Here is a 22,269-nt window from a genome sequence, read left to right as displayed (position 1 = left end):
GGGGGGGGGGGGGAGTGGGGGGGGGGGGGGGGGGGGGGGGGGGGGGGGGGCGAAGGGGCGGGGGGGGTACTCGATCTCTCCGGCGGCGGCGGGGTCGGGTATGGGGGGGCTGGGCTGGGGAGCGATGACGGTGACCTTGCCGTTAGCGGCGCGGAGGGACTCGATCTTGGACTCGGCGAGGTTGCCGGCTCCGATGACGAGGCAGGGGCGGCCGGTGAGTTTCAAGAAGATTGGGAAGAGGTCCATAGCAGTGCTCCTCTTTGATGATAGCGGGAGGTGGAGGATGCGCGCGCGGGACCGCTCTTCGCTCTGTGGCGAAGAGCGGTCCTGGGAGTGCGGCCTGGTTATTCGCTGGGGGCGTGGCGGCCTGCGCCTACCGGTGGGGCGTCGCGTTCTACGGGGTCGATGACGGTTCCGGCGAGCTGGGCGCGGAGGGTGTCGTCGTCGGTGCGGGAGAAGTAGGAGCGGAGGTCTTCGCCTTCGGTGCGGGAGGCGAGGTAGCCGTTGAGGAGGCGTTCGATGGCGGCGGGGCAGTCTTCTGCGGCGGCACGGTAGCCCAGCGGACGGGCGGTGCGGGCGTATTTGCCTACGGCTCCGCCGACGCAGAAGTAGAAGGCGTCGACGAGGGCTCCGTTCTTCTTGATCTTTTTGCCTTCGAGGCCGATGTCGGCGATCCAGTGCTGGCCGCAGGAGTTGGTGCAGCCGGTGACGTGGAGCTTGATCTGCTGGTCGAAGCCGGGGAGGCGGTCTTCCATCTCGGAGACGAGCCACTTGTTGAAGCCCTTGGTCTCGGCGATGGCGAGTTTGCAGAACTCTGTGCCGGTGCAGGCGATGGCTCCGCGCCAGAAGGGGGAGACGTCCACCTGGAGGCCGAGGGTGTTGAGCTCGATGACGAGCGCGGCGGCCTCGCGGTTGGGGACGTTGGGGATGAGGATGTTCTGCATGATGGTGGCGCGGAGCTGGCCGTTGCCGTACTTGTCGGCGAGGTCGGCGAGCTGGATGAGCTGTTCGCCACTGAGACGTCCGTTGAGGACGGAGGCTCCGACGATGGAGAGGCCGGGCTGCTTCTGGGGGGTGATACCGATGTGGTCGCGGTAGACGTCGTCGGGGACTACGTCGGAGGCGGCGGGGTTGGGGTCGAGCTTGTAGCCGAGCTTGGCCTCGATGGCTTCGAGCATGGACTCGGCGGTCCAGCCGTGGCGCATGAAGAGGTACTTGATACGGGCGCGGGTGCGGTTTTCGCGGAGGGCGTCCTGCTCGCGGAAGGTGCGGACGACGGCGAAGACGACGTCCAGAGCCTGATCCTGCCGGATGAAGGCAGGGATGCGGACGGCGATGTGGGGCTCGGTGGAGAGGCCGCCGCCGACGCGCAGGGTGTAGCCGATCTCTTCCACGCCGTCGATGGTGCGCTTGATGGCGGTGAGGGCTACGTCGTTGATCTCGGGGTAGGAGCACCAGAGGGGGCAGCCGGTGACGGTGATCTTGAACTTGCGAGGGAGGTTGTAGAACTCGGGGTTGGCGGTGAGCTGGTGGGCGATCTCGACGGCGAGGGGACTGGCGTCGATAAGCTCGTGGCCGTCGAGGCCGGCGATAGGGCAGCCGGTGACGTTGCGGACGACGTCGCCGCAGGCTCCCTTGGGGCTGAGGCCGACGGCGGTGAGGGCGTCGACGACTTCGACGAGGCCGCCGAGGGTGAGCCAGTGGAGCTGGATGTTCTGGCGGGTGGTGATGTCGGCGAGGTCGCGGGCGTACTTTTTGGTGATCTGACCGATGACGCGGGTCTGGGCGCTGGTGAGGATACCGTTGGGGAGGGCGATGCGCATCATGAAGAACTCAGAGGCTTTACCTTCTCCGTTGGCTCCTCCGGTGACGCCGAGGCCGTCGCCCTGGGTATAGACGCCCCACCACTTGAAGTAGAGACCGGTCCACTCGGGGAGGACGGAGTCGCGGCCCTGCTCGGCGAACTGACGGACCTCGTCCCAGGCGTCCCACGGGTTCTTGGCGAGCTTTAGGCGCTCGGACTTCTGGGCTTTGGTCTCTTTGACGGGAGGGGCCGGGATGGTAGCTGCGTCGGTCATGGCTGGTGTTGGTTCCTTTGGTGCGGCAGATATAACAAAGCCCACGTTTTTCGTGGGCGCGGGATGCATTTGCTGTATTTCGGGACTTTAGATGGTCATCGAAGGTCGGCAAAGGCAGTGACGCGCGGCATCGTGACAACAGATGCAACAGTTCGCGAGGTACTGCATGCGTGAAGCGACCATTGATATTAAGGTTACGCGGGAGAGGAGTTGGCGTCAAGGTTGGACGGCGATTGCAGCGGGCCGCTGTGAGGCGGGGAGGGGAACTTTGTAATCCGCCATGACGATCGATTCCGTCTCGGTGGCGGTCCTCCTGTTTGAGAGCATGAGTTTGGAGTCTGCGGGAGATTCACCGCGATCCCTCTCCTTTTGAATCAATACTTTTCCAAAATAGAGAGGGACGGATGGATTGGCTTACTTTGCTCCAACGGAGAGCTGTCTCCGGAACTCCTTTTCTACTCCGGCGATCCACTCCTCGGTTGCGATCTGCCGCTGCAGGAGGGATGCTTTCATCGCTGCGACTGGATCGGCTATCGCCCGATCCTCTCCGGGTGCAGGGAAGGGAATTCCCTCGATCAGCACTGCCCCTTCTCCGCTCCGGATTCTGCCCATCGTCTCCTGCGCCACACGGTAGAGCGCCACCGCGTCGCTTGCGTCGACCGGAATTCCGGGAACGCCGCAGCTTAGTGCTATATCGCTGACTCCAGCCTTCCCTTTGTCCTTGCCGAGCTTGGCGCCGGCCAACAAGACGAAGATTACGGACAGATTCTGGGCTGCGGCGAGAGTGAAGGCGCGCCGCCATGTCCCATTCGAGACTTCTTTATGTTCGACGAAGATGACAACGCCGTTGGGACGGTTCAACCGCTTCAGGAGCAGTGCGGCACCCAGCCCGGCGAAGAGGCGTTCCTCTGCCTCTTTCACGAACGGCAGCAGACCCGTCGGAAGAGGCTTGGTCTCGCCCGTGCTCTTCGCCTGCTTGCTTTTGGTATCGCCGCTAAGACGACGCAGGATCTCGGACAGCTTTGCGCCCAACAGGTACTCCATCAGCTCACCGGGTTGCGAGTCGAGCACAACGTCACCGTCTCCTAATCCCTGGGTTACGCTGACACGGCAGGCCTCCTGCCCGTTGGTGGACTTCAAAGCAATTGCACCCTTTGCCTTGCGCCCGGCTCGCAGCGCGTACTCTCCGAGCAGCCGTGACTCTGCCATCTTCTGGTACATCTGCCGCAGCACCACGTTCGGCACCAGCGGATTCTCAAAGACTGGCACGCTTTTGACTGCTGCGCTCTTTACGGCTTCATCGCCGTTGGTCTTTTTTTGTTTCTTGGCCTTGGCCCCACGCTTCAAGTTCCTGCTATCTGCTGTCGCACCCATCGTCAAAACGCTCCGTACCCAGAGAAAGTACGAGGGTTCCAAAGGAACCCTCGTTTACCGCGATCATCATCTAATCAAGTTTGCGACTTTACAAGTTTATGCTCGTGCCGGATCTGCTGCTTCGACGTCCAGTCCAAGCTCCGCCAGAGCTTTCTGGGCCGCCTTCGGCTTGAACTTGCCTTCACGCGCCAGCTTGGAGAGCGTTGCGCCTGCGATAGCCTCCGCGCTGACCTCGAAGTGCCGCCGCAGGTGCTCGCGATTGTCGCTACGCCCGAAGCCGTCCGTGCCCAGAGCGACCAGACGCGCCGTCGGTCCGGCATTCAGCCAAGGAGCGAGCTGATCCGGCAGCGCCTTCATATAGTCGCTGGCCGCGATGATTGGGCCCTGCGTTCCAGCCAGAGTCTTCTGCAGATAGTTCTGCCGCTCCTTCTCCGCCGGATGCAGCCGGTTCCAACGCTCCACCGCCAATGCATCGCGGCGCAGTTCGGTGTAGCTGGTCACGCTCCAGACATCGGTCTGTACGTTGTACTTTTCGGAGAGAATGGTCTGGGCACGCAACACCTCGTTCAGGATCGGACCGCTTCCGAAGAGCTGCGCGACCGCCTCGCCGCTGATGGCCGGCTTCAGCTTGTAGAGCCCGCGCAGAATGCCTTCCGCGGAGCCCTCTGGCATGGCGGGCATTGCATAGTCTTCGTTGTACATCGTGATGTAGTAGAAGACGTCCTCGGCCTTCTCGTACATGCGGCGAATGCCATCCTGAATCACGACGGCCAGCTCGTACACAAACGCCGGATCGTAGGTGATGCAGGTGGGAACGGTGCTGGACAAGACGATGCTGTGGCCGTCCTGGTGCTGCAAGCCTTCGCCGAGCATGGTGGTCCGTCCGGCGGTTCCGCCCATCAGGAAGCCCTTGCCTCGCGAGTCCGCAAACGCCCAGGCCATGTCGCCGATGCGCTGGAAGCCGAACATCGAGTAGTACATGTAGAAGGGAATCGTCGGCACCTTGTAGTTCGCGTAGGCGGTTCCGGCGGCGGTGAAGGAAGCCATCGAGCCGGCTTCGGTGATGCCCTCCTCGAGGATCTGCCCGTCCTGCGCCTCACGGTAGTAGAGCAGCATATCCGCGTCGTGCGGGCTGTACTTCTGCCCCTCGGGCGCGTAGATGCCGACCTGCCGGATTGCCGACTCCATGCCGAAGGTACGGCCCTCGTCGGGAACGATGGGGACGACCAGCTTGCCGATCGCCGCGTCCTTCATCAGATGACGCAGGATGCTTACGAAGCCTAGCGTGGTCGAGACCGAACGTCCGTTCGATCCACCGGTCCACTCCGCAAACGAGGCCAACGCGGGCGCGGTGAAGTTCAACGCCGGTACTTCGCGCTTGGGCAGATAGCCGCCCAGCTCACGCCGCCGCTCCTGCATGTAGACGATCTCCGGGGCGTCGTTGGCTGGGCGGTAGAAGGCTCCGTCCTTGGCTGCCTGCTCGGGGACCGGGATATCGAAGCGCTTTACGAACTCCGCCAATCCGTCGTCGGTCAGCTTCTTCTCGGAGTGCGTGGCGTTCCTGGCCTGGGCGGTTCCGAGGCCGTAGCCCTTCACGGTTTTGGCCAGAATCACGGTTGGGCCACCCTTGTGATCGATCGCCCGCTTGTAGGCGTTGTAGATCTTCGCCGGGTCGTGGCCGCCGCGATGCAGCCGCTCCAACTCCGCATCGGTCTTGTCTTTTACCAGTTCCAGGAGCTCGGGATACTTTCCGAAGAAGTGCTGCCGGAGATAGGCTCCATCCTTGGCCTTGAAGGTCTGGAAGTCGCCGTCGACGCACTCTTCCATGCGGCGCAGCAGCAGTCCGGTGTGGTCGCGGTCGAAGAGCTCATCCCAGTCCGAGCCCCAGATCACCTTGATGACGTTCCAGCCCGCACCGAGGAACATGCTCTCCAGCTCGTCGATGATGCGCTTGTTGCCGCGCACCGGACCGTCCAGGCGCTGAAGATTGCAGTTCACGACGAAGATCAGGTTATCCAGCTTCTCCCGCGCACCCAGCGAGATCGCTCCGAGGGTGTCCACTTCGTCCGTCTCGCCGTCGCCGACGAAGGCCCAGACTTTGCGGTCGGTCTTCTCGATCAACCCGCGATGCTCCAGATACCGCATAAAGCGGGCCTGATAGATGGCGTTCAGAGGTCCGATGCCCATGGAGACGGTCGGGAAGTTCCAGAACTCGGGCATCAGCCAGGGGTGTGGATAGGAGGACAGGCCGGGGGTGGAACGCAGCTCGTGCCGGAAGTTCTTCAGCCGGTCGTCGTCGAAGCGTCCTTCCAGATAGGCTCTGGCGTAAACGCCTGGAGAGGCATGTCCTTGAAAGTAAACGAAATCTCCCGGCTGCTCGCCGTACTTTGCATGGAAGAAGTGGTTGAAGCCGACCTCCAAAAGGGTGGCGAGCGACGAATAGGTTGAGATATGCCCGCCGATGCCGGCGTCCTTCTTGTTCTGGCCATGCACCATCGCCATGGCGTTCCAGCGAATGAGCGCCTCCACGCGGCGCTCCAGGCTGCGGTCGCCCGGGTAGGGAACCTCGTCGTGCTTGGGAATGGTGTTCCGGTAGGGCGTAATGAGCTCGCTGGGCGTCGGCACTCCGGCCTCGCGTGCGCGCAGCTTCAGCGCTCCCAGCAGTTCCGCGCCCTGTTCCCAGTCGCTGGCGATGACGTCGTCGAACGCCTCAATCCACTCTGATACCTCTTCAAGAAAGTCCTGCTTGGCGGGTGTTTCAAGCTTCGTGGTCATAGGGTTTAAGTAGTCCTCGCAAAACTGGCGCTTATACGGCCATAACAAAGATAAATCCTGGAGGAAAGAATCGTCATCTCCCCCAGCCGCTATTCGGAGGCCATTTGCCCTTTAAGTCGAATAATCCGCGTTAATCCGGACATACTCTTCGGTGAGGTCGCAGGTGATGTAGCGGCACTCCGCCTCGCCCATGCCGAGATGCATGGAGATGGTGTACTCCCGCCGGAGCATTACCTCGTGGGTCGCGGCCTCATCGAATCCGGCTGCGCGCATTCCGTGCTCAAAGACTGGCTGCGCGCCGATGGCAATCGTGATCCGCTCGGCCTCAATGGCCACGCCGCTCCGCCCGGCGGCGGCCAGGAGCCTGCCCCAGTTGGGGTCGGCGCTGCTCCAGGCTGTCTTGCACAGGGGGGAGGTGGCGATGGTCTTTGCGACCAGCTTGGCATCGGCCTCATTGGCAGCGCCGGAGATGTGCAAGGTGACCACATGGCCCACGCCTTCGCCGTCCTCGACGATCTGATGCGCCAGCGAACCGCATACCAGCGCCAGAGCGTTAGCGAAGGCCTCCTGAACGCGCTCGTCCAGCTTGACGCCGCTGGCTCCGCTGGCCAGGAGCAGGACTGTATCGTTGGTTGAGGTATCGCCGTCGATGGAGATGGAGTTGAAGCTCCGCTCTACCGCTGGGGCGAGCAGCGCATTCATCTCGGCGGGCTCGGCGCTGAGGTCGGTAAAGAGATAGACCAGCATGGTCGCGTGGGGTGGTCCTGCCGGCGCGACCAACTGGGGGTGAATCATTCCGGCGCCCTTTGCTGCTCCGAAGATGCGGACCTCGACTCCTTCGACGTCGATCACCGCCCGGGCGACCTTCATCTTGGTATCGGTCGTCAGGATCGCCTGCGCGAAGGCCTCTGCGTGGTCCTGGGTCGAGCCCAGGGCGGCGGTGAGGGTAGGCAATGCGTTTAATACCTTCTCTGTCGGGAAGGGGACGCCGATGATTCCGGTGGAGGAGGGGACGACCTCATCGAAGATGCAGCCGAAGCTCTCGGCGGCGGCAGTGCAGGTCTGGATGCAGGCTTCGATGCCTGCCTGGCCGGTCGCGCAGTTCGCGTTGCCGGCGTTCACCAGCAGTGCGCCTACTCGTCCGCCGGTGCCCAGCAGATGTCTCTGCCCTACGGTTACGGGAGCGGCTACTACCTGGTTCCTGGTAAACATCGCCGCGGCCTTTGCTCCTTTTGTTGCTACGGCTGCCGCCAGGTCAGGCTTTCCGCTGACCTTGATTCCGGCTGCTACCGCACCCCACGTAAAGCCCAGCGGCAGAGCAGAAGAAGAGGTTGTGAATCCATCGCTTTTCATTATTTCTACTCTATCAAGCCGGTGTTCTTTCGAGGCAATTCGCGGAGTCGTGGGCTACGGTGCGTTCTTCCGGGTATCCTTAAATCCAAGTTTCAAGAGGCCCACTCCATGCTGCTGAAAGACCTTCGCACCGCCGTCCTCGAAGCCAACCTTGAAATCGTTCGCCGGGGACTTGTCCTCTATACCTTCGGCAACGCCAGCGGCGTCGACCGCGAGCAGGGCCTTATGGTCATCAAGCCCTCGGGTGTGGACTACGACGATCTGCGGCCCGAGCATATGGTAGTCACCGATCTCCAAGGCACGATCGTCGATGGCGCCCTTAAGCCCTCCTCCGATCTCGACACCCACACGCTGCTCTACCGGGAGTTTCCTTCCATCGGAGCCATCGTCCATACGCACTCTGAGTTTGCTACCAGCTTTGCGCAGGCGGGGCTCTCTATTCCGGCGCTTGGCACTACCCATGCCGACTACTTCTATGGGGCGATTCCTTGCACCGTTCCGCTCTCGGATGAGGCTTGTGGTGGACGTTATGTCCATGAGACTGGGGTTGCGATCGTCCAGCACTTCCAGAACAATGCCATCGATCCGCTTGCCGTTCCTGCCTGTCTTGTGGCTGGACATGCGCCTTTTGTGTGGGGGAAGGATGCTCACGATGCTGCGCATAATGCGGTTGTGCTCGAGGCGGTTGCCAAGATGGCTTATAAGACGCTCACGCTGGTGCCTGGCCATCCCGGAGTCTCGCAGGCGCTGCTTGACCGGCACTACTTCCGGAAGCATGGGGCTACTGCTACCTATGGGCAATAGAGAGGGCTAGGGTTTTTCTCCGTCCAGGTCGATCCGTTCCCGCTCTACCTCGAGATGATCGCCGGCGTCCCGCATCTGGTAGAGCTTGCCGCGTGCGCCCTTGAAGGGCCGGTGCAGCACCATCATTAGCTTTCCGTCGAAGGTCTGGAAGAGCATTCCGTGTCCGCTGTCCTGTCGCACGAGGGGCTGGAGTTGGATCCAGGGTCCCTTCAGTTCGCCTGAGGCCGAGCGTGCCACCGTCTGGACGTAGTGACTTCCGGGGGTGTTGTCGCTCTGGTGTTCGTAGCTGGACCACAGCATCAGGAGATGGCCGTCCTTGGTGCGGAAGAGTTCGGGTCCGTCGGTTACGTAGCGCGATCCGGCTTTGGTTGGCATCGCCTGCTCGTCGATCCACGGAGCGTCCGAGGCCTTGAAGAGCGAGATGGGTGCGCCGCTGGCTGCGGTCAGGTCGTCCTTCAGGGGCACCGCCTCCATCGTTCCGTCCGTCACCTGCAGCCACTCGTGCGCGTAGACCATCCATGGCTTGCCAGCGCGGTCGATGTACAGTGTTCCATCGAGTGTCATGAAGTCTGCTGGTGGAATTGGCCCATCGTCCTTTACTGGCACAAATGGACCCTCGGGCGAGTCGCTTACCGCGATGATCGTGCCGCGCATATAGGTCTCGTGCCCCAGGGGAAGCTCTTGGGGCAACGTCTTCTTCTCGTTATGCAGCGTGGTCAGGAGATAGAACTTGCCCTTGTAGGCATGGACCTCGGGCGCCCAGCCTCCTTGCTCCGCCCAGAAGCCCTCGGGCACCGTGAACACAACCTTCGGTGGGGTCCAGTGCTTTAAATCCTTGCTGGTATAGACCATCGTTCCGACTCGCTTTACCTGGGTGAGCGGCTGTACGTTCGAGGTGTAGAGGTAGTAGGTTTTGGTAGGCGCGTAGGCCAGGATGAAGGGATCGTGGAGCGGCATCTCCGGCAGCAGCATCTCGCTGGCCTGCTTCCTCGCCTGGGCACTGGTTTGGGGCATCTGCGCCAGAGCACCAGAGGAGACCATGCCCGCAAACGCGCAGGCCAGCCCAAGGTACTTTATAGAGACTCGAAGCTTCATAGTCGTCGTCCTTAGCAGGGAAGCAGCTTGCACCGTCGAATGCAAAGAGGCGGCGGCTAGAACTCTACCTTCAAAGTTCTGCCCGCCGCGCTGCTCTCTCGCGCCATCTCCAACAGCCGGACCACACGGAATCCGTCCTCTGCTTTTACGGCCTGCTCCGCCGTGCCGTTGATGGTGTCGCGGACGTTCGCGTAGAAGCCGCGATAGTCGCCCGGCTGCGTCTTCACTGTCTGGGATACCAGGGTTCCAGGATCGGCGGGCTTCGGAGCTACCGTCAGCCTGCCCCACGCGGAGTCCTTCTCCTCCAGCCAGGTCTCGCTGGAGCCCATCTTCGGGACCTTTGCTCCCGCTACCAGGGCTGGCTCCTGCGGATCGAGGCCGTATTTTTTGAAGCTTCCCCGCGTGCCGTGCAGAAGAAACCGGGGCGCGGCATCGCAAGCCAGCAGCGACGACCGGCAATGCGCCAGGAGTCCCCGACCGTTGATGGTGTAGCTCAGCGTAATGTCGAAGGCATCCTCGATCGCCGTGTCGTCGCGGTCGCGTCTTACGCTGGCCGTGATGGTCTCCGGAGCGCCAAAGAGCGCGAGGCATTGGTCTACGAGGTGCGGTCCCAGGTCGAAGAGCATGCCGTTCGCGTCATCCCCGGCCTCCTTCCAGGTATTCTCCCGCGGCATCGGCCGGAAGCGGTCGAAGTGCGACTCGTACGTGACCAGCCGCCCCACGGCGGCATCGGTCAAAATCTGTTTCACGGTCAGGAAGTCGCCATCCCAACGGCGATTGTGGAAGGGAACCAGCACCAGGCCTTTCTTCGCCGCTAGAGAGACCAGCTCGGCCGACTGCGCGCTGGTCGCGGCAAACGGCTTGTCGATTACGACGTGCTTCCCGGCCTCCAGCGCCTGCTTTGCGAGGGCGTAGTGCGTCTCGTTCGGCGTCGAGACGACCACCAGTTGCACCGCCGCATCGGTCAGGGCCTCGTGTACAGACCGCAGGATTTTCGTGCCCGGGTACGCCTTGGCGGCCTCATCGCCCTTACGTTGCACGATCGCTTCGAGCTTCAGTCCTGGCACCGCCGAGACAAACGGAGCATGAAACACCCGTCCGCCCAGTCCAAATCCGATTACAGCCACCCCAACATCAGCACTCATCGAAAGCTCCTCTTCCCATCTCTATTGATCTGTTCGTGCGTCTTACGACTTAGTAAGTCGCATCTTGAGTTCTATTAAGACCTAATCAACGTTAGTAAGACGCGTTTTTTATGGTGGTCCCTGAAATTTGTGATGCTAGGCCTAGCCGTTGACTGTTTTCTTCAACGACTAGATTTAGCACCCGCGATTGCCTTACCCCTAGCCACCTTGGATCATCTTCAACGCTGGATAGATCCGTCGATACTCCTGGTACGCCGCGGCCATAACGTCCGTATGGTGCGGCGGAATTACCTCCGCTACCCGCACCGTCGCGGCGCAGGCAGCCTCCACGCTGCTCCAGACCTCCACGCCGGTTCCGGCCAGCAGAGCCGCTCCAAAGGCTCCGCCCTCTTCCGCCTCCAGTAACTCAACCGGCTGGCCGTAGACATCGGCCTGGATCTGCCGCCACAGCTTGCCGCGAGCTCCGCCTCCGCCCAACCGGATCGACCGAACCGGAATCGCCAGCTCGCCGAAGAGCGTAAAGGTGTCCTTCAGGCTGAACGCCACGCCCTCCAGCACTGCGCGCACAAAATGCCCACGCTTGTGCGAAGCCGTAATCCCTACGAAAGCCGCTCGCGCCGTCGCATCCAGATGCGGTGTCCGCTCGCCGAAGAGATAGGGAGCCCACATTAGTCCATCGCTTCCTGCAGGAACCTGGGCCGCCTCCGCGGTTAAATCGTCGTAGGAGGCTCCGGCCGCAAAGGTGTCGCGAAGATAGCGCAGGCTCAGCCCCGCTCCGTTCGTCACTCCCATCACATGCCACAACCCCGGCGCCGCATGACAGAAGGTGTGCAGCCGTCCCAGCCGGTCCTTGGTGGGGGTATCGGTCGCCGCAAAGACTACTCCGCTGGTTCCGATGGTCGCCGAGACCGATCCCGGAGTCAGGATTCCCATCCCGACCGCGCCTGCTCCCTGGTCGCCTGCTCCTGCCGCTACGGGAGTTCCTGCCGCTAGTCCCGTAACTCCAGCCCCCTCCGAGCTGATCCGGGCACAGATCTCCGGTCCTTCAAAGAGCCGCGGCAACCAGCTCATGGGAATTCCTGCCAGCTCCGCCACCTCCGCGGACCAGCGCCGGGCGGTGACGTCCAGCAGCAGGGTTCCGCTGGCCTCCTGCATGTCCATCGCAAACTCGCCCGTCAGCCGGTACCGGACGTAGTCCTTGGGACAGAGCACATGCGCGATCTTCGCGAAGATCTCAGGCTGGTGCTCCCGGACCCAGAGGAGCTTGGTCAGGGTAAAGTTCGGTAGCGCCGGATTGCAGGTCAATTCGATAAGTCTCGCGAATCCGATCTTCTCGGTCAGCCAGTCGCACTGAGGCTGGGTTCGCTGGTCGGCCCAGATGAGGGCAGGGCGCAGCACCTTCCCTTCGGTGTCGAGCATCACGCAGCCGTGCATCTGGCCCGTCAGGCCGACGGCCTCGATCTGGCTTCCAGTCAGCTTGGCGGCGGCCAGCACCGCGACGATGGCCTCTTTGGCCGCCCGCCACCAGTCCTCCGGCTCCTGCTCGGCCCAGCCGATATGTTCGGAACGAATCCCAGCATGTTCACTCGCGCAGGAAGCCACCACACGTCCCTCGCGGTCGACCAGAATCGCCCGCGTGCCCCCCGTTCCGACATCAATTCCCAAAAACATCGTCCCTCCTAAGGACCTGCCCGTTGTTCTTCCGCCCAGGAAGATCCGCTGCCTCCTCCAGAACGTGCTCCAAGAGTGTATCCTCAGCGGCTTTTGCAGGAAACCTGACCGCAGAAACCGAGCCAAAACTCGCGATGTACCTCTCCGGTCAAACGGAATGTGATATTTACCGAACTTTTTGCACACAAGCTCAAAGGGTGCGCATCGAAAGAAGTGCAGGCCACGGAACGGTGAAATTGGAACAGCCAAACTTCAATTGTCCAGAGCCGTGGCCACCTACTCCAACCAAGGTGCATTTACCATCAAAGGTATGAGCGACAGAAAATCAGTGCCAGGCGGCTATCGATCGCTTAACGGCACCATCTCTCCCCGGGCAATCGTCTGGGGCGCGCTACTCACATTTGGCGTATCTTCGTTCTCGGCCTCCGCTCAGGCGCCGGGCTCTGGAATCCCCCAGAACTCGAAGCAGCCCACCGGCGTCATCACGCCCGCTGACAGCTCGACGGTCGCGACCGGCCAGCAGCAGCTCTATAACTCCACCGGGAACAACGGCGCTCAGGTTACCTCGGACTCCTTCAAGGGGAGTCTCGTCTCGGGCAAATCGACCGGAACGACGATGGACCTCTCCCTCGACGAGGCCATCCAGCGCGGCCTGCGCCAGAACCTCGGCCTGATCCTGCAGACCTCCGCGCAGAAGAATGCCAACGGCCAGCGCCTCGAACAGCTCCAGGCTCTCCTGCCGACCGTCACAGGAAACATCAGCATTGAGGTCGAGCAGCTCAACCTCGCCGCCTTCGGCCTCAAGTTCCCCGGTCTGAACCCCATCATCGGACCCTTCCAGGTCGTCGACTTCCGCGCCTATCTTACCCAAAACCTGGTCAACGTCTCCGCGCTGGAGAACTACCTCTCCGCGAAGCACAACTTCCAGAGCGCGAAGCTGACCGCTGAAGACGCCCGCGACATGGTCGTCCTCACCGTGGGCAACGCCTACCTGCTCTGCATCGCGGACCAGGCCCGCATCGAGGCGGTCAACGCCGAGCTCGCGACCTCCAAGGTCTCGCTCGACCAGGCCACCGACGCCCACGACGCCGGAACCAGCCCCAAGCTCGACGTCCTGCGCGCCCGGGTCGACTACCAGAACGAGCAGCAGACCCTGATCTCTACGACGAATCAGCTCGCCAAGGACAAGCTCGCGCTCGCCCGCACCATCGGCCTGCCCCTCGACCAGGAGTTCCGCCTGACCGACAGCGCTCCCTACGCGGCGCTCGACAATCCCGATCCCGCCGGCTCCTTCGCCCAGGCCCTGAAGACCCGCAAAGATCTCCAGGCTGCTGATGAGGCCGTCAAATCCGCGAAGGCCAACAAGACCTCGGCCTTCGCCAGCCAGCTTCCGGTCCTCAACTTCGCGGGAGACTTCGGCGATCTGGGCACCACCCCCGGCCACTCCCACAGCACCTTCACTGGGACAGGACAGCTCAGCGCCCCCATCCTCCAGATTGCCAAGACCCGCGGTCAGGAGCAGGTCGCCGAGGCTCAGTACGAACAGGCTCAGGCCCGCCTCTCCGATCAGGTTCAACAGGTCAACGCGGACGTCCGCGACAGCATCCTCGACGTGCAGGCCGCTGCGAAGCTTGTGGAGGCAACGCACTCCAACGTCGAGCTCGCCACTGAGGCTTTGAGCGAGGCGCAGCAGCGCTTCCGCGCCGGCGTCGCCGACAATCTGCCCGTCTCGCAGGCGCAGTCGCAGTCGGAGCAGGCCAACGACCAGTACATCAGTGCTCTCTACCAGCACAACATCGCCAAGCTGTCCCTGGCGCGTGCCCTGGGCGTCGCGCAGACCAATTACAAAGATTATCTCGGAGGGAAGTAACCGTGACTGAACAAGCAGAGCAGCAGCGAGAACAGACTGCACAACCCGGAAACAACCAGAGCAACACCGACAACGAAGCGCCGGAAAAAGCCTCTGGCCGCAAGTTCATCATCATTGCGGTCGTCCTGGTGCTGATTGTTGCCGCGGGCTTCTTTTACTGGCGCTCGACCTTCTCGGAGGACACCGACGACGCGCAGGTAGATGGCAATCTGTATCAGGTCAGCTCCCGCGTGGCAGGCCAGGTCATCAAGGTCTACGTTGACGACAACCAGACCGTGCAGGCCGGTCAGCTCCTGGTCGAAGTCGACCCCAAGGACTACCAGGTCGCCCTCGAGCAGGCCGAGGCCAACCTCGCCAGCGCCGAGGCCCAGTATATCCAGGCCACCGTCAACGTCCCCATCACCCGGATCACGACCGGAACGACCGTCACCAACAGCCGCTCCGATGTCCGTGGGTCCAGCGCTTCGGTCGCCCAGGCGCAAAAGCAGATCGAGGTCGCCCAGGCTCGCGTCGATCAGGCGAAGGCCAACGCCGAAAAGGCTCGCCTCGACGTGGAGCGCTACACCCCCCTCGTCCAGAAGGACGTCATCTCCAAGCAGCAGTTTGACGGCGCGGTAGCCACCGCTGCCGCCACCCGCGCCTCGGTCCTCGAGGCGGAGGCCCAGGTTCTCTCCTCGCAGGAGGCCCTCCGTCTCTCCCAGCAGCGTCTGGCCCAGTCCAACGCCCAGGCCCAGCAGGCTGCACAAAACGGCCCCTCGCAGGTCAAGGCCGAGCAGGCCGCCGCCAACGCCGCCAACGCCAACGTAAAGCAGGCGCAGGCCAAGGTCGATCAGGCGAAGCTGAACCTCTCCTACACGCAGATCAAGGCGCCCGTCGCCGGCATCGTCAATAAGAAGAACGTCCAGGTCGGCGGCAACCTCAGCATCGGCCAGGATCTTTTGACCATCATCCCCCTGACCGACCTGTGGGTCACGGCCAACTTCAAGGAGACGCAGATCCAGAAGATGCATCCAGGCCAGGAGGTTGTCCTCAAGGTCGACGCACTTGGAGGCCGTAAATTCCACGGCAAGGTCACCCAGATCGGCGGCGCGACCGGCTCCAAGCTCAGCCTCTTCCCGCCGGAGAACGCCACTGGAAACTACGTGAAGGTCGTTCAGCGTATTCCCGTCCGAATCGACTTTACCGACCTGAAGGATGAAAACAAGGACTTTGCCCTAAGGCCCGGCTACTCCGTCACCCCGGACGTCGGCGTCAAGTAGCAAAAAGTTCTTACGATAAAATAAGCCTTCGGCCAGGCGTTAGAGAGCATCGTTCTAACCTCCTGGCCGAAGGCTTTTCCTGTCGTCTGCGTTCATCGTAATAAAACAAACCGTGCCGCGGCATCTGGCATCGAATCGGTTGTAATAGAAATCTCGAGGTGAGACATGGCTGTATCCATCAAAAAAGCAAGTGTAAAAGATCTCTCCACTCCGAACTGGCACGCACAGGCCAAGGAGGTCCAGAAGTACGGCGAAGTCGCCCAGGATCTCCCCCACCCCCTCGACGCCAAGGTTCGCGCCGACATGGTCGGAAAGCTCAATCAGCTGCTCGCCGACTCCATCGTCCTTCGTGACATGTACAAGAAGCACCACTGGCAGGTGGCTGGACCGACCTTCTACCAGCTTCACCTCCTCTTCGACAAGCACTTCGACGAGCAGATCGAGATGGTCGACACCATCGCCGAGCGCATTCAGCTCCTTGGCGGAGTTACTATCGCCATGGGCGCGGATGTCGCCGAGATTACGCAGATTCAGCGTCCTCCGCGCGGTAAGGAAGAGGTTCCGGTACAGATCTCGCGTCTTCTGGAGGCCCATAAGATCATCATTCAACAGTGCCTCGACATCTCCGAGGCGGCTGACGACGCTGGGGATCAGGGAACCAACGACCTCGTCATCAGTGATATTCTGCGTCCCAACGAGCTGCAGGCCTGGTTCATCGGCCAACATCTGGTCGAGATGCCTCTGGTGCTCGCCGAGTAGTCCACCGCCAAAACAACGGATCGGACGATACCCGGCCTGCTCTGGACAGCAGGCCGGGTTATCATTTAAACGATCAAACTAGCATCGAACGCTTCTTCGCGCTCATCTATCGAGTACTGCCACGAGAGTCTGAGCCATGCCTATAGCAATCGTCTTCTTCGTCCAATACGCCTACGCGATCCTCTTCCTGTGGGTATTGGTGGAGCAACTCGGCATTCCCATCCCGAGTATTCCCATCCTGCTCACGGCGGGAACCCTCAGCGCGACCCATCGCGTCAGCGGCACCTATGCGCTCCTCGCCGTCCTTTTAGCCTGCGCGATCTCCGATAGCCTCTGGTACGCCTTGGGCCGCCGCTATGGCGGCAGCGTCCTCCGTCTCCTCTGCCGCTTCTCCTTTGAGGCGCAGACCTGCGTCAGCAAGACGGAGGGTTACTTCACCCGTCGCGGCCCGGTCACTCTGCTCTTCGCCAAGTTCGTCCCCGGACTCTCCACCGTCGCCGCGCCCATCGCCGGACAGACCGGCATGCCCTATGGCCGCTTCCTCATCTACGACATCGCCGGCTCCATCCTCTGGGCCGAGGCCTACCTTCTCGCGGGCCGCTTCTTCGGCGATATCGCCCAGCGCAGCGCGCCGTTCTTCCACTTTCTCAGCCGCTTCGCCTTCTTCATCGTCGCCCTCATGGTGCTCGGCTTCATCGTCTACCGGGTCTTGAAGCAGCGCAAGTTCCTCACCCAGGTTCGCGCCATGCGTCTGGAGCCGGCAGAGTTGAAGCAGATGCTCGACACCGCCGCCGAACACGGCAACATCCCTCCGTTCATCGTCGACCTGCGCCATCCTCTCGACTACCTGCCCGACCCGCGCGTTCTGCCCGGAGCCCTCCGCATCGGCCCCAACGAGCTCACCCAGCACAGCGAGGTCATCCCCCGCGATCGCGACGTCATCCTCTACTGCACCTGCCCCAGCGAGGAGACCAGCGCCAAGGTCGCCCTGCAACTCCACAAGATGGGCGTCTACCGCGTCCGTCCCCTGCGCGGAGGCTTCGACGGCTGGAAGCAGGCCGGCTACCCCCTCGAGGACTACGTCAAGGACGTCCCCACCTCCCCCGCCGGAGTTGACCTGGTAAAAACGGTCTCAGGGGTAGTAGTCACGGCTCCATCCCTGCCTGTCCTCGTAAGCAGTCAAAAAAAGTAATCAAAGCTCAACAAAATTACTAAAACAAATAAAGAAGGATAAAAATCGATAGGAGTGGAAGCGAGCCCATCAGCCCAATCCACTCCTATCAGGAGTTATCCCTCGAATCACCGTTACGCCTTAAATCGGTGTCATCGGCGGTAATCGGTGTTAAGCCTTCCTCTCCCTAACTCTGCAGCTTGAAGTTCACGGTGATCGTCGTCTGCACCTCCGTCGGCTCGCCGTTCAACTTGAACGGCTGATACCGCGCCGCACGGATCGCCTCCATCGCTGAAGCCCGCAGCATCTCCGGCCCGCTGACGACTCGTAGCCTCTCGATCAGTCCACCCTTGGAGATCACGGCCTCTACTACCACCGTCCCCTCCACCCTGGCTGCCTTCGCAATCACCGGATAGACCGGCCGAATCGGTGCCATCAGCAGTCCCGCCGAAACCCCGGACGAGATATTCAACGGCCCGCTCCTGGCTCGTGCTGGAGCTACCGTCACGACTCTTGCAGGCCCATTCCCAACCGAAGCGATCACCTCCGGCACTCCGCTCGGATCGCCCATCCCCGTGAAGCTCTGCACCGGAGCAGCACCGTCATCCTTCGCAATGTCCTTAGGGATAATCCGTGGCGGTAGCAGGGAACTGCCCTGCACCGGAATCGTCGGAATAGACGACAACGCGGTCGCCGCGGTCCGCTCCACCGTCACTGGCTTCACCTTGGGAACCCGCAGCTTCGGCAGAAGAGCGTGCGGCGCATCGTCACGGAACGGTATTCCTTCGGGATGCAGCAGAGGTAGCGCGATCAGAACCGCAGCCAGTCCAACCTGCACTGTGATGGAAGCAAGAGCAGTCCAACGCTGCCCCGCCGACGCATGACTCTGCTGGGAGATCACAAGACTTCGCTCAAACATAAGGCACCCTCCGAAACTCCGAATCAGGTGCGCATCTGCGAGGAATGCGTCCACTACGTTAGACACCCAGACCCACCAAAGGTTCCATAGAGCCAAGAGACGAATCCGGGTGCCCCACCCTTTTTGCAGCTTCATCGCAAATAGGGTGGGGTATCGTGCGAAGCACGACCGCCTTCCTTCCCCAACCTCAAATCTTCGGGTTCCCATCCCGAGCCCACCCGATCGCGCGATGGTTGGAGAACCACAACCCTCCCTTGCAGTTGCTTGTTCTACGCCGTCATCCTTCACTCAGTGAAGGGCCACTGTATTTGCCATTACTGTCACCATTGGGATTAAACCTAGGACTTTAGCCCTACGAAAGCCTCAAAAGAATCCTCTCGACGCGATGAACCCATAGCATTCAAACCAAACCTGAGCGATGATGGACACCATGCCCGGCGAAACCCTTGTGCCCTCACCCCGCGTCCTCTCGATCGACGTACTCCGTGGTCTCACCATCGCACTCATGATCCTGGTCAACGACGCAGCCGATGGCAACCACGTCTACTGGGTGCTCGAGCACGCTCCCTGGAACGGATGGACCCTCACCGATCTCGTCTTTCCCACCTTCCTCTTCCTCGTCGGCTGCTCCATCGTCTTCTCCATGGCGGGCCGCCTCGCCCGCGGAGCCGACCGCCCCCGCCTTGCCCTTCACGTTGTGCGTCGCAGCGCCATCATTCTTCTCCTCGGCTGGTTCCTCACCCTCATGCCGTTCTTCCATCTCACCACGCTGCGCTTCTACGGTGTCCTCGCCCGTATCGCCGTCTGCTACCTCTGCGCCGGACTCCTTTTCATCTGGGTCCAGCGTCCTCGCACCCTCGCCATCATCACCGCGGTGCTCCTTATCGGTTACTGGCTGCTGATGCGCTTCGTTCCGGTTCCGGGCGCGGGTATCCCAACCCACGATGTAGCGATCCTCGACCCCGACCAAAACCTCGTCGCCTGGCTCGACCGCCATGTTGTTGCCTTCACGCAGCAGTGGTTCCACACCGGCCGCCTCTACGAGAAGGTCCGCGACCCCGAAGGCCTCCTGAGCACCCTGCCAGCAGTAGCCACTACGCTCCTCGGCATCCTCACCGGCCTCTGGATGCGCTCCACTCAGACCGCGACCCGCAAGTTCGTCGGCATCCTCTCCTCAGGAGCGGTGCTGGTCGTCGCAGGCTATCTCTGGTCCCCCTGGTTTCCCTTCAACAAGAAGCTGTGGACCAGCTCCTACGTCCTGCTCTCCGCAGGCTTGGCGCTCCTCGCTCTCGCCCTGCTCTATTGGCTCCTGGACGTTCGGCAAGCCCAGACCCGCTCGAAGCTCGTAGCCGCCCTGATCTGGCCCTGGCGGGTCTTCGGCTCCAACGCCATCGCCGCTTACACCGTCTCCGTGGTCTTCATCAAAGCCCTCATCGACATCCACGTCGGGACGCAGCCCAACGGAAGACCCCTCGCCGCCATGGGCTGGGTCTACCGCAACGTCTTCGCCCGGAACGGATCAACCGAACTAACCTCCCATGGATTCGCTCTGGCCTTCACCATCCTCTGCTTCCTCCCCATCTGGCTCCTTTGGCGCAAACGCATCTTCCTCAAGGTCTGACCCCCACCGCCATGAAGCTCCACCCTGGCCTGATTGCTCCGCATCCCAGGCGCAGCCAAAACCCCTGCGTCGAATAAGGTCACAGCACACTTACAAGCTAAACTGAGAAGTGTCGAATCAGTAGAGACGAACATCAGAAAGCAGAACAGGGGAACAGGGAATTGGCCTACACCGATCTACGCGAATGGATCTCGCAACTCGATAAAACAGGCGAGCTGAAACGCATCAAGCAGGAGGTCGACCCCATCCTCGAGATGGCGGAGATCGCCGACCGCGCCTCCAAGCTTCGCCGCAACGGCGTCCAGTCTGGCGGCCCCGCGCTCCTCTTCGAGAACGTCAAAGGCTACCCCGGCGCCCGCGTCCTGATGAACCAGTTCGGCAGCGAGCGCCGCATGAACCTCGCCCTCCAGACCGACTCCCTCGACGCCATCGCCGACCGCATCCGAACCCTCATCAAACCCCAGACCCCCACCAGCTTCATGGACAAGCTCAAGATGCTTCCCATGCTCGCCGAAGTCGGCAACTTCTTCCCCAAGGTCGTCTCCGCCAAAGAAGCCCCCTGTAAAGAGGTCGTCCACCTGGGAGACAAGGTCAACCTTCTCGACCTCCCCATCCTCAAGACCTGGCCCCAGGACGGAGGCCGCTTCATCACCCTCCCCTGCGTCGTCACCAAAGATCCCAAGTCCGGCAAGCGCAACGTCGGCATGTACCGCATGCAGGTCTACGACGGCCAGACCACTGGCATGCACTGGCAGCGCCAGAAGGTCGCCGCCGAGCACATGCGCGACCGCCTCCGCGCTGCCTCCACCGACACCACCGCCGCCGTCGACCTTATGGCCCTCACCGCCGGAGGAACCACTTCCGCGGCCTCCCTCGACTCCATCCACCACACCACCCTCACGAAGATCCGTGGCGACCGCATGGAGGTCGCCGTAGCCATAGGCACCGACCCCGCGACCACCTTCTCCGCCATCGTCCCCGCCCCACCCGACGTCGAAGAGTATTTAATCTCCGGCTTCCTCCGCCAGAAGCCCCTAGAACTCGTCAAAGGCGAGACCGTCTCCCTCGAAGTCCCCGCCCACGCCGAGTACATCCTCGAGGGCTACGTCGAGCTGGGCGAACTCCGCACCGAGGGACCCTTCGGCGACCACACCGGCTTCTACACCATGCAGGACGACTACCCCGTCTTCCACCTCACCGCCATCACCCACCGCAAGAACCCCATCTACGCCGCCACCATCGTAGGCAAGCCGCCCATGGAAGACGCCTGGATGGGCAAGGCCGTTGAGCGCATCTTCCTGCCCCTCATGCAGCTCACCCTACCCGAGATCGTGGACATCAACCTCCCCTCCGAGGGTGTCTTCCACAACCTCATGATCGTCAGCATCCGCAAGTCCTACGCCGGCCACGCCCGCAAGGTCATGAACGGCATCTGGGCCATGGGGCAGGCGATGTTCACCAAGTGCATCATCGTCGTCGACGAGGACTGCGACGTGCAGGACGTCGCCGAGGTCACCCTCCGCACCACCAACAACATCGACCCCGAGCGCGACATCCAGTTCACCCTTGGCCCAGTCGACTCCCTCGACCACGCCTCCCGCCTGCCCAACTTCGGTAGTAAGATGGGCATCGACGCCACTCGCAAGTGGGCCGCCGAAGGCTTCAATCGCCCCTGGCCCCCCATGCTGGCCATGGACGCCGACGTCAAAACCCGCGTCGACGCCCTCTGGAAGAAGCTCGGGATCGAGTAACCAAAAGCGGCTAGGCCTTCACGGCTCCCATCGGCGAGATCAGCGTAAACGTAACGCTCCCCGAGGTGCTCCGCTTATGCGGAGTATTCCGCGGAATCACCAGCGTGTCGCCCTTCTTCAACGTCACCTTAGTGGCTCCTTCGGAGATCGGAGCGAGCCACTCGCCGGGCTTGGTGTTCCGCCCGTTCTTCGGGGTTCCACCCACCTCATACACCGTGGTTCCCTCAAGGATCTGCAGGATATGATCCCGGCCCTCATGCCACTCGAACTCCTTGGCGCTCTTGGCCGTCTCGGTGGTCAGAACCATCGTGAAGGGCAACGCGTCGGACTTGACCAGGCTCTTATCTCCAGGAGCGGCGTGCAGCGCCTTCTCCGCATCCTCAATCGACTGCGCGGTGAACACCTGAAACGGAACCGGGGCTGTAGCGGAAGCACTCTGTCCGCTATCGGCAGGCAAAACCGAGGCTGACAAGAATTGGTCAGTAAGAGAAAGGCTAACCGCTGCGGCGAGAGGGGCCGTGCGTAGGAAGGTGCGGCGAGTATGTGCGTTGACCATGTGAAAGTGAACCATAACTCCCGTGCGAAAAGCTAGACCCGCTTAAAAACTTTGCCGCCTCTCGCTTG

At 61.9% G+C, this 22,269-nt stretch carries 17 protein-coding genes; 7 read left to right on the top strand and 10 right to left on the bottom strand.

The window, feature by feature from the left end; translation table 11 throughout:
* The 5 genes from HB393_RS19100 to argJ form a co-directional block, all read right to left on the bottom strand.
* The coding region (locus HB393_RS19100) for an NAD(P)-dependent oxidoreductase (protein WP_218624022.1) at window positions 1–246 on the bottom strand (246 nt) is incomplete at its 3' end.
* A 98-nt stretch (window positions 247–344) separates the two neighbouring features.
* Window positions 345–2,078, bottom strand: coding sequence for a precorrin-3B synthase (gene cobG / locus HB393_RS19095; RefSeq protein ID WP_213806788.1), 1,734 nt, complete (start codon window positions 2,076–2,078; stop codon window positions 345–347).
* Window positions 2,079–2,492: 414 nt separating this feature from the next.
* Window positions 2,493–3,452 (bottom strand): thiamine pyrophosphate-dependent enzyme, encoded by a 960-nt coding sequence (locus HB393_RS19090; RefSeq protein ID WP_213806787.1) that lies wholly within the window; start codon window positions 3,450–3,452, stop codon window positions 2,493–2,495.
* A gap of 96 nt (window positions 3,453–3,548) precedes the next feature.
* Window positions 3,549–6,227, bottom strand: coding sequence for a pyruvate dehydrogenase (acetyl-transferring), homodimeric type (aceE, locus tag HB393_RS19085; RefSeq protein ID WP_213806786.1), 2,679 nt, complete (start codon window positions 6,225–6,227; stop codon window positions 3,549–3,551).
* A gap of 111 nt (window positions 6,228–6,338) precedes the next feature.
* Entirely contained in the window at window positions 6,339–7,580 is a 1,242-nt protein-coding gene (argJ, locus tag HB393_RS19080) for a bifunctional glutamate N-acetyltransferase/amino-acid acetyltransferase ArgJ (protein ID WP_213806785.1), read from the bottom strand.
* 108 nt (window positions 7,581–7,688) lie between these two features.
* On the opposite strand from argJ, the gene HB393_RS19075 reads away from it, so the two are divergent.
* Window positions 7,689–8,384, top strand: coding sequence for an L-ribulose-5-phosphate 4-epimerase (locus tag HB393_RS19075; protein WP_275951543.1), 696 nt, complete (start codon window positions 7,689–7,691; stop codon window positions 8,382–8,384).
* Window positions 8,385–8,390: 6 nt separating this feature from the next.
* Here HB393_RS19075 and HB393_RS19070 read toward each other — a convergent pair whose 3' ends face one another.
* From HB393_RS19070 to xylB, 3 genes are all read right to left on the bottom strand, one after another.
* Window positions 8,391–9,479, bottom strand: a complete 1,089-nt coding sequence (locus tag HB393_RS19070; protein ID WP_255551357.1) for a glycoside hydrolase family 43 protein — start codon at window positions 9,477–9,479, stop codon at window positions 8,391–8,393.
* Between the two features lie 56 nt (window positions 9,480–9,535).
* On the bottom strand, window positions 9,536–10,624 hold the full coding sequence (locus HB393_RS19065) for a Gfo/Idh/MocA family oxidoreductase (protein ID WP_213806784.1): 1,089 nt from the start codon (window positions 10,622–10,624) through the stop codon (window positions 9,536–9,538).
* 198 nt (window positions 10,625–10,822) lie between these two features.
* Window positions 10,823–12,295, bottom strand: a complete 1,473-nt coding sequence (gene xylB / locus HB393_RS19060) for a xylulokinase (protein ID WP_213806783.1) — start codon at window positions 12,293–12,295, stop codon at window positions 10,823–10,825.
* 256 nt (window positions 12,296–12,551) lie between these two features.
* On the opposite strand from xylB, the gene HB393_RS19055 reads away from it, so the two are divergent.
* The 4 genes from HB393_RS19055 (at window position 12,552) to HB393_RS19040 (ending at window position 17,375) form a co-directional block, all read left to right on the top strand.
* Window positions 12,552–14,165 carry a TolC family protein gene (locus tag HB393_RS19055; protein WP_255551356.1) on the top strand — a complete coding sequence of 538 codons (1,614 nt, stop codon included), beginning with the start codon at window positions 12,552–12,554 and terminating at the stop codon, window positions 14,163–14,165.
* A 2-nt stretch (window positions 14,166–14,167) separates the two neighbouring features.
* Complete coding sequence (locus tag HB393_RS19050; RefSeq protein ID WP_213806782.1) at window positions 14,168–15,424, top strand: HlyD family efflux transporter periplasmic adaptor subunit; 1,257 nt, start codon at window positions 14,168–14,170, stop codon at window positions 15,422–15,424.
* 165 nt (window positions 15,425–15,589) lie between these two features.
* A complete protein-coding gene (locus HB393_RS19045; RefSeq protein WP_213806781.1) occupies window positions 15,590–16,183 on the top strand; it encodes a DNA starvation/stationary phase protection protein in 594 nt (197 codons plus the stop codon).
* 136 nt (window positions 16,184–16,319) lie between these two features.
* Entirely contained in the window at window positions 16,320–17,375 is a 1,056-nt protein-coding gene (locus HB393_RS19040) for a VTT domain-containing protein (RefSeq protein WP_213806780.1), read from the top strand.
* A gap of 166 nt (window positions 17,376–17,541) precedes the next feature.
* On the opposite strand, the gene HB393_RS19035 is transcribed toward HB393_RS19040, so the two are convergent.
* Complete coding sequence (locus HB393_RS19035; protein ID WP_213806779.1) at window positions 17,542–18,273, bottom strand: energy transducer TonB; 732 nt, start codon at window positions 18,271–18,273, stop codon at window positions 17,542–17,544.
* A 430-nt stretch (window positions 18,274–18,703) separates the two neighbouring features.
* Between HB393_RS19035 and HB393_RS19030 the strand changes: the two genes are divergently transcribed.
* A complete protein-coding gene (locus tag HB393_RS19030) occupies window positions 18,704–19,894 on the top strand; it encodes a hypothetical protein (RefSeq protein ID WP_255551355.1) in 1,191 nt (396 codons plus the stop codon).
* A 161-nt stretch (window positions 19,895–20,055) separates the two neighbouring features.
* The gene (locus HB393_RS19025) at window positions 20,056–21,645 is read left to right on the top strand and encodes a UbiD family decarboxylase (RefSeq protein ID WP_213806777.1); all 1,590 of its coding nucleotides are present in this window, start codon (window positions 20,056–20,058) and stop codon (window positions 21,643–21,645) included.
* A gap of 10 nt (window positions 21,646–21,655) precedes the next feature.
* On the opposite strand, the gene HB393_RS19020 is transcribed toward HB393_RS19025, so the two are convergent.
* On the bottom strand, window positions 21,656–22,216 hold the full coding sequence (locus tag HB393_RS19020; protein ID WP_213806776.1) for a hypothetical protein: 561 nt from the start codon (window positions 22,214–22,216) through the stop codon (window positions 21,656–21,658).
* Between the last annotated feature and the right edge of the window lie 53 nt (window positions 22,217–22,269).

This window comes from Granulicella sp. dw_53 (assembly GCF_018449545.1).
Taxonomy (GTDB): domain Bacteria; phylum Acidobacteriota; class Terriglobia; order Terriglobales; family Acidobacteriaceae; genus Edaphobacter.
This window is presented reverse-complemented; position numbering and strand designations above follow the sequence as displayed.

What these genes read in the sequence shown, in the direction of transcription:
- HB393_RS19065 (WP_213806784.1), bottom strand. Translation starts at nt 10,624, where the DNA reads ATGAGTGCTGATGTTGGGGTGGCTGTAATCGGATTTGGACTGGGCGGA.
- HB393_RS19075 (WP_275951543.1), top strand. Translation starts at nt 7,689, where the DNA reads ATGCTGCTGAAAGACCTTCGCACCGCCGTCCTCGAAGCCAACCTTGAA.
- cobG (WP_213806788.1), bottom strand. Translation starts at nt 2,078, where the DNA reads ATGACCGACGCAGCTACCATCCCGGCCCCTCCCGTCAAAGAGACCAAA.
- HB393_RS19090 (WP_213806787.1), bottom strand. Translation starts at nt 3,452, where the DNA reads ATGGGTGCGACAGCAGATAGCAGGAACTTGAAGCGTGGGGCCAAGGCC.
- HB393_RS19045 (WP_213806781.1), top strand. Translation starts at nt 15,590, where the DNA reads ATGGCTGTATCCATCAAAAAAGCAAGTGTAAAAGATCTCTCCACTCCG.
- aceE (WP_213806786.1), bottom strand. Translation starts at nt 6,227, where the DNA reads ATGACCACGAAGCTTGAAACACCCGCCAAGCAGGACTTTCTTGAAGAG.
- xylB (WP_213806783.1), bottom strand. Translation starts at nt 12,295, where the DNA reads ATGTTTTTGGGAATTGATGTCGGAACGGGGGGCACGCGGGCGATTCTG.
- HB393_RS19070 (WP_255551357.1), bottom strand. Translation starts at nt 9,479, where the DNA reads ATGAAGCTTCGAGTCTCTATAAAGTACCTTGGGCTGGCCTGCGCGTTT.
- HB393_RS19020 (WP_213806776.1), bottom strand. Translation starts at nt 22,216, where the DNA reads ATGGTTCACTTTCACATGGTCAACGCACATACTCGCCGCACCTTCCTA.
- argJ (WP_213806785.1), bottom strand. Translation starts at nt 7,580, where the DNA reads ATGAAAAGCGATGGATTCACAACCTCTTCTTCTGCTCTGCCGCTGGGC.
- HB393_RS19030 (WP_255551355.1), top strand. Translation starts at nt 18,704, where the DNA reads ATGCCCGGCGAAACCCTTGTGCCCTCACCCCGCGTCCTCTCGATCGAC.
- HB393_RS19035 (WP_213806779.1), bottom strand. Translation starts at nt 18,273, where the DNA reads ATGTTTGAGCGAAGTCTTGTGATCTCCCAGCAGAGTCATGCGTCGGCG.
- HB393_RS19040 (WP_213806780.1), top strand. Translation starts at nt 16,320, where the DNA reads ATGCCTATAGCAATCGTCTTCTTCGTCCAATACGCCTACGCGATCCTC.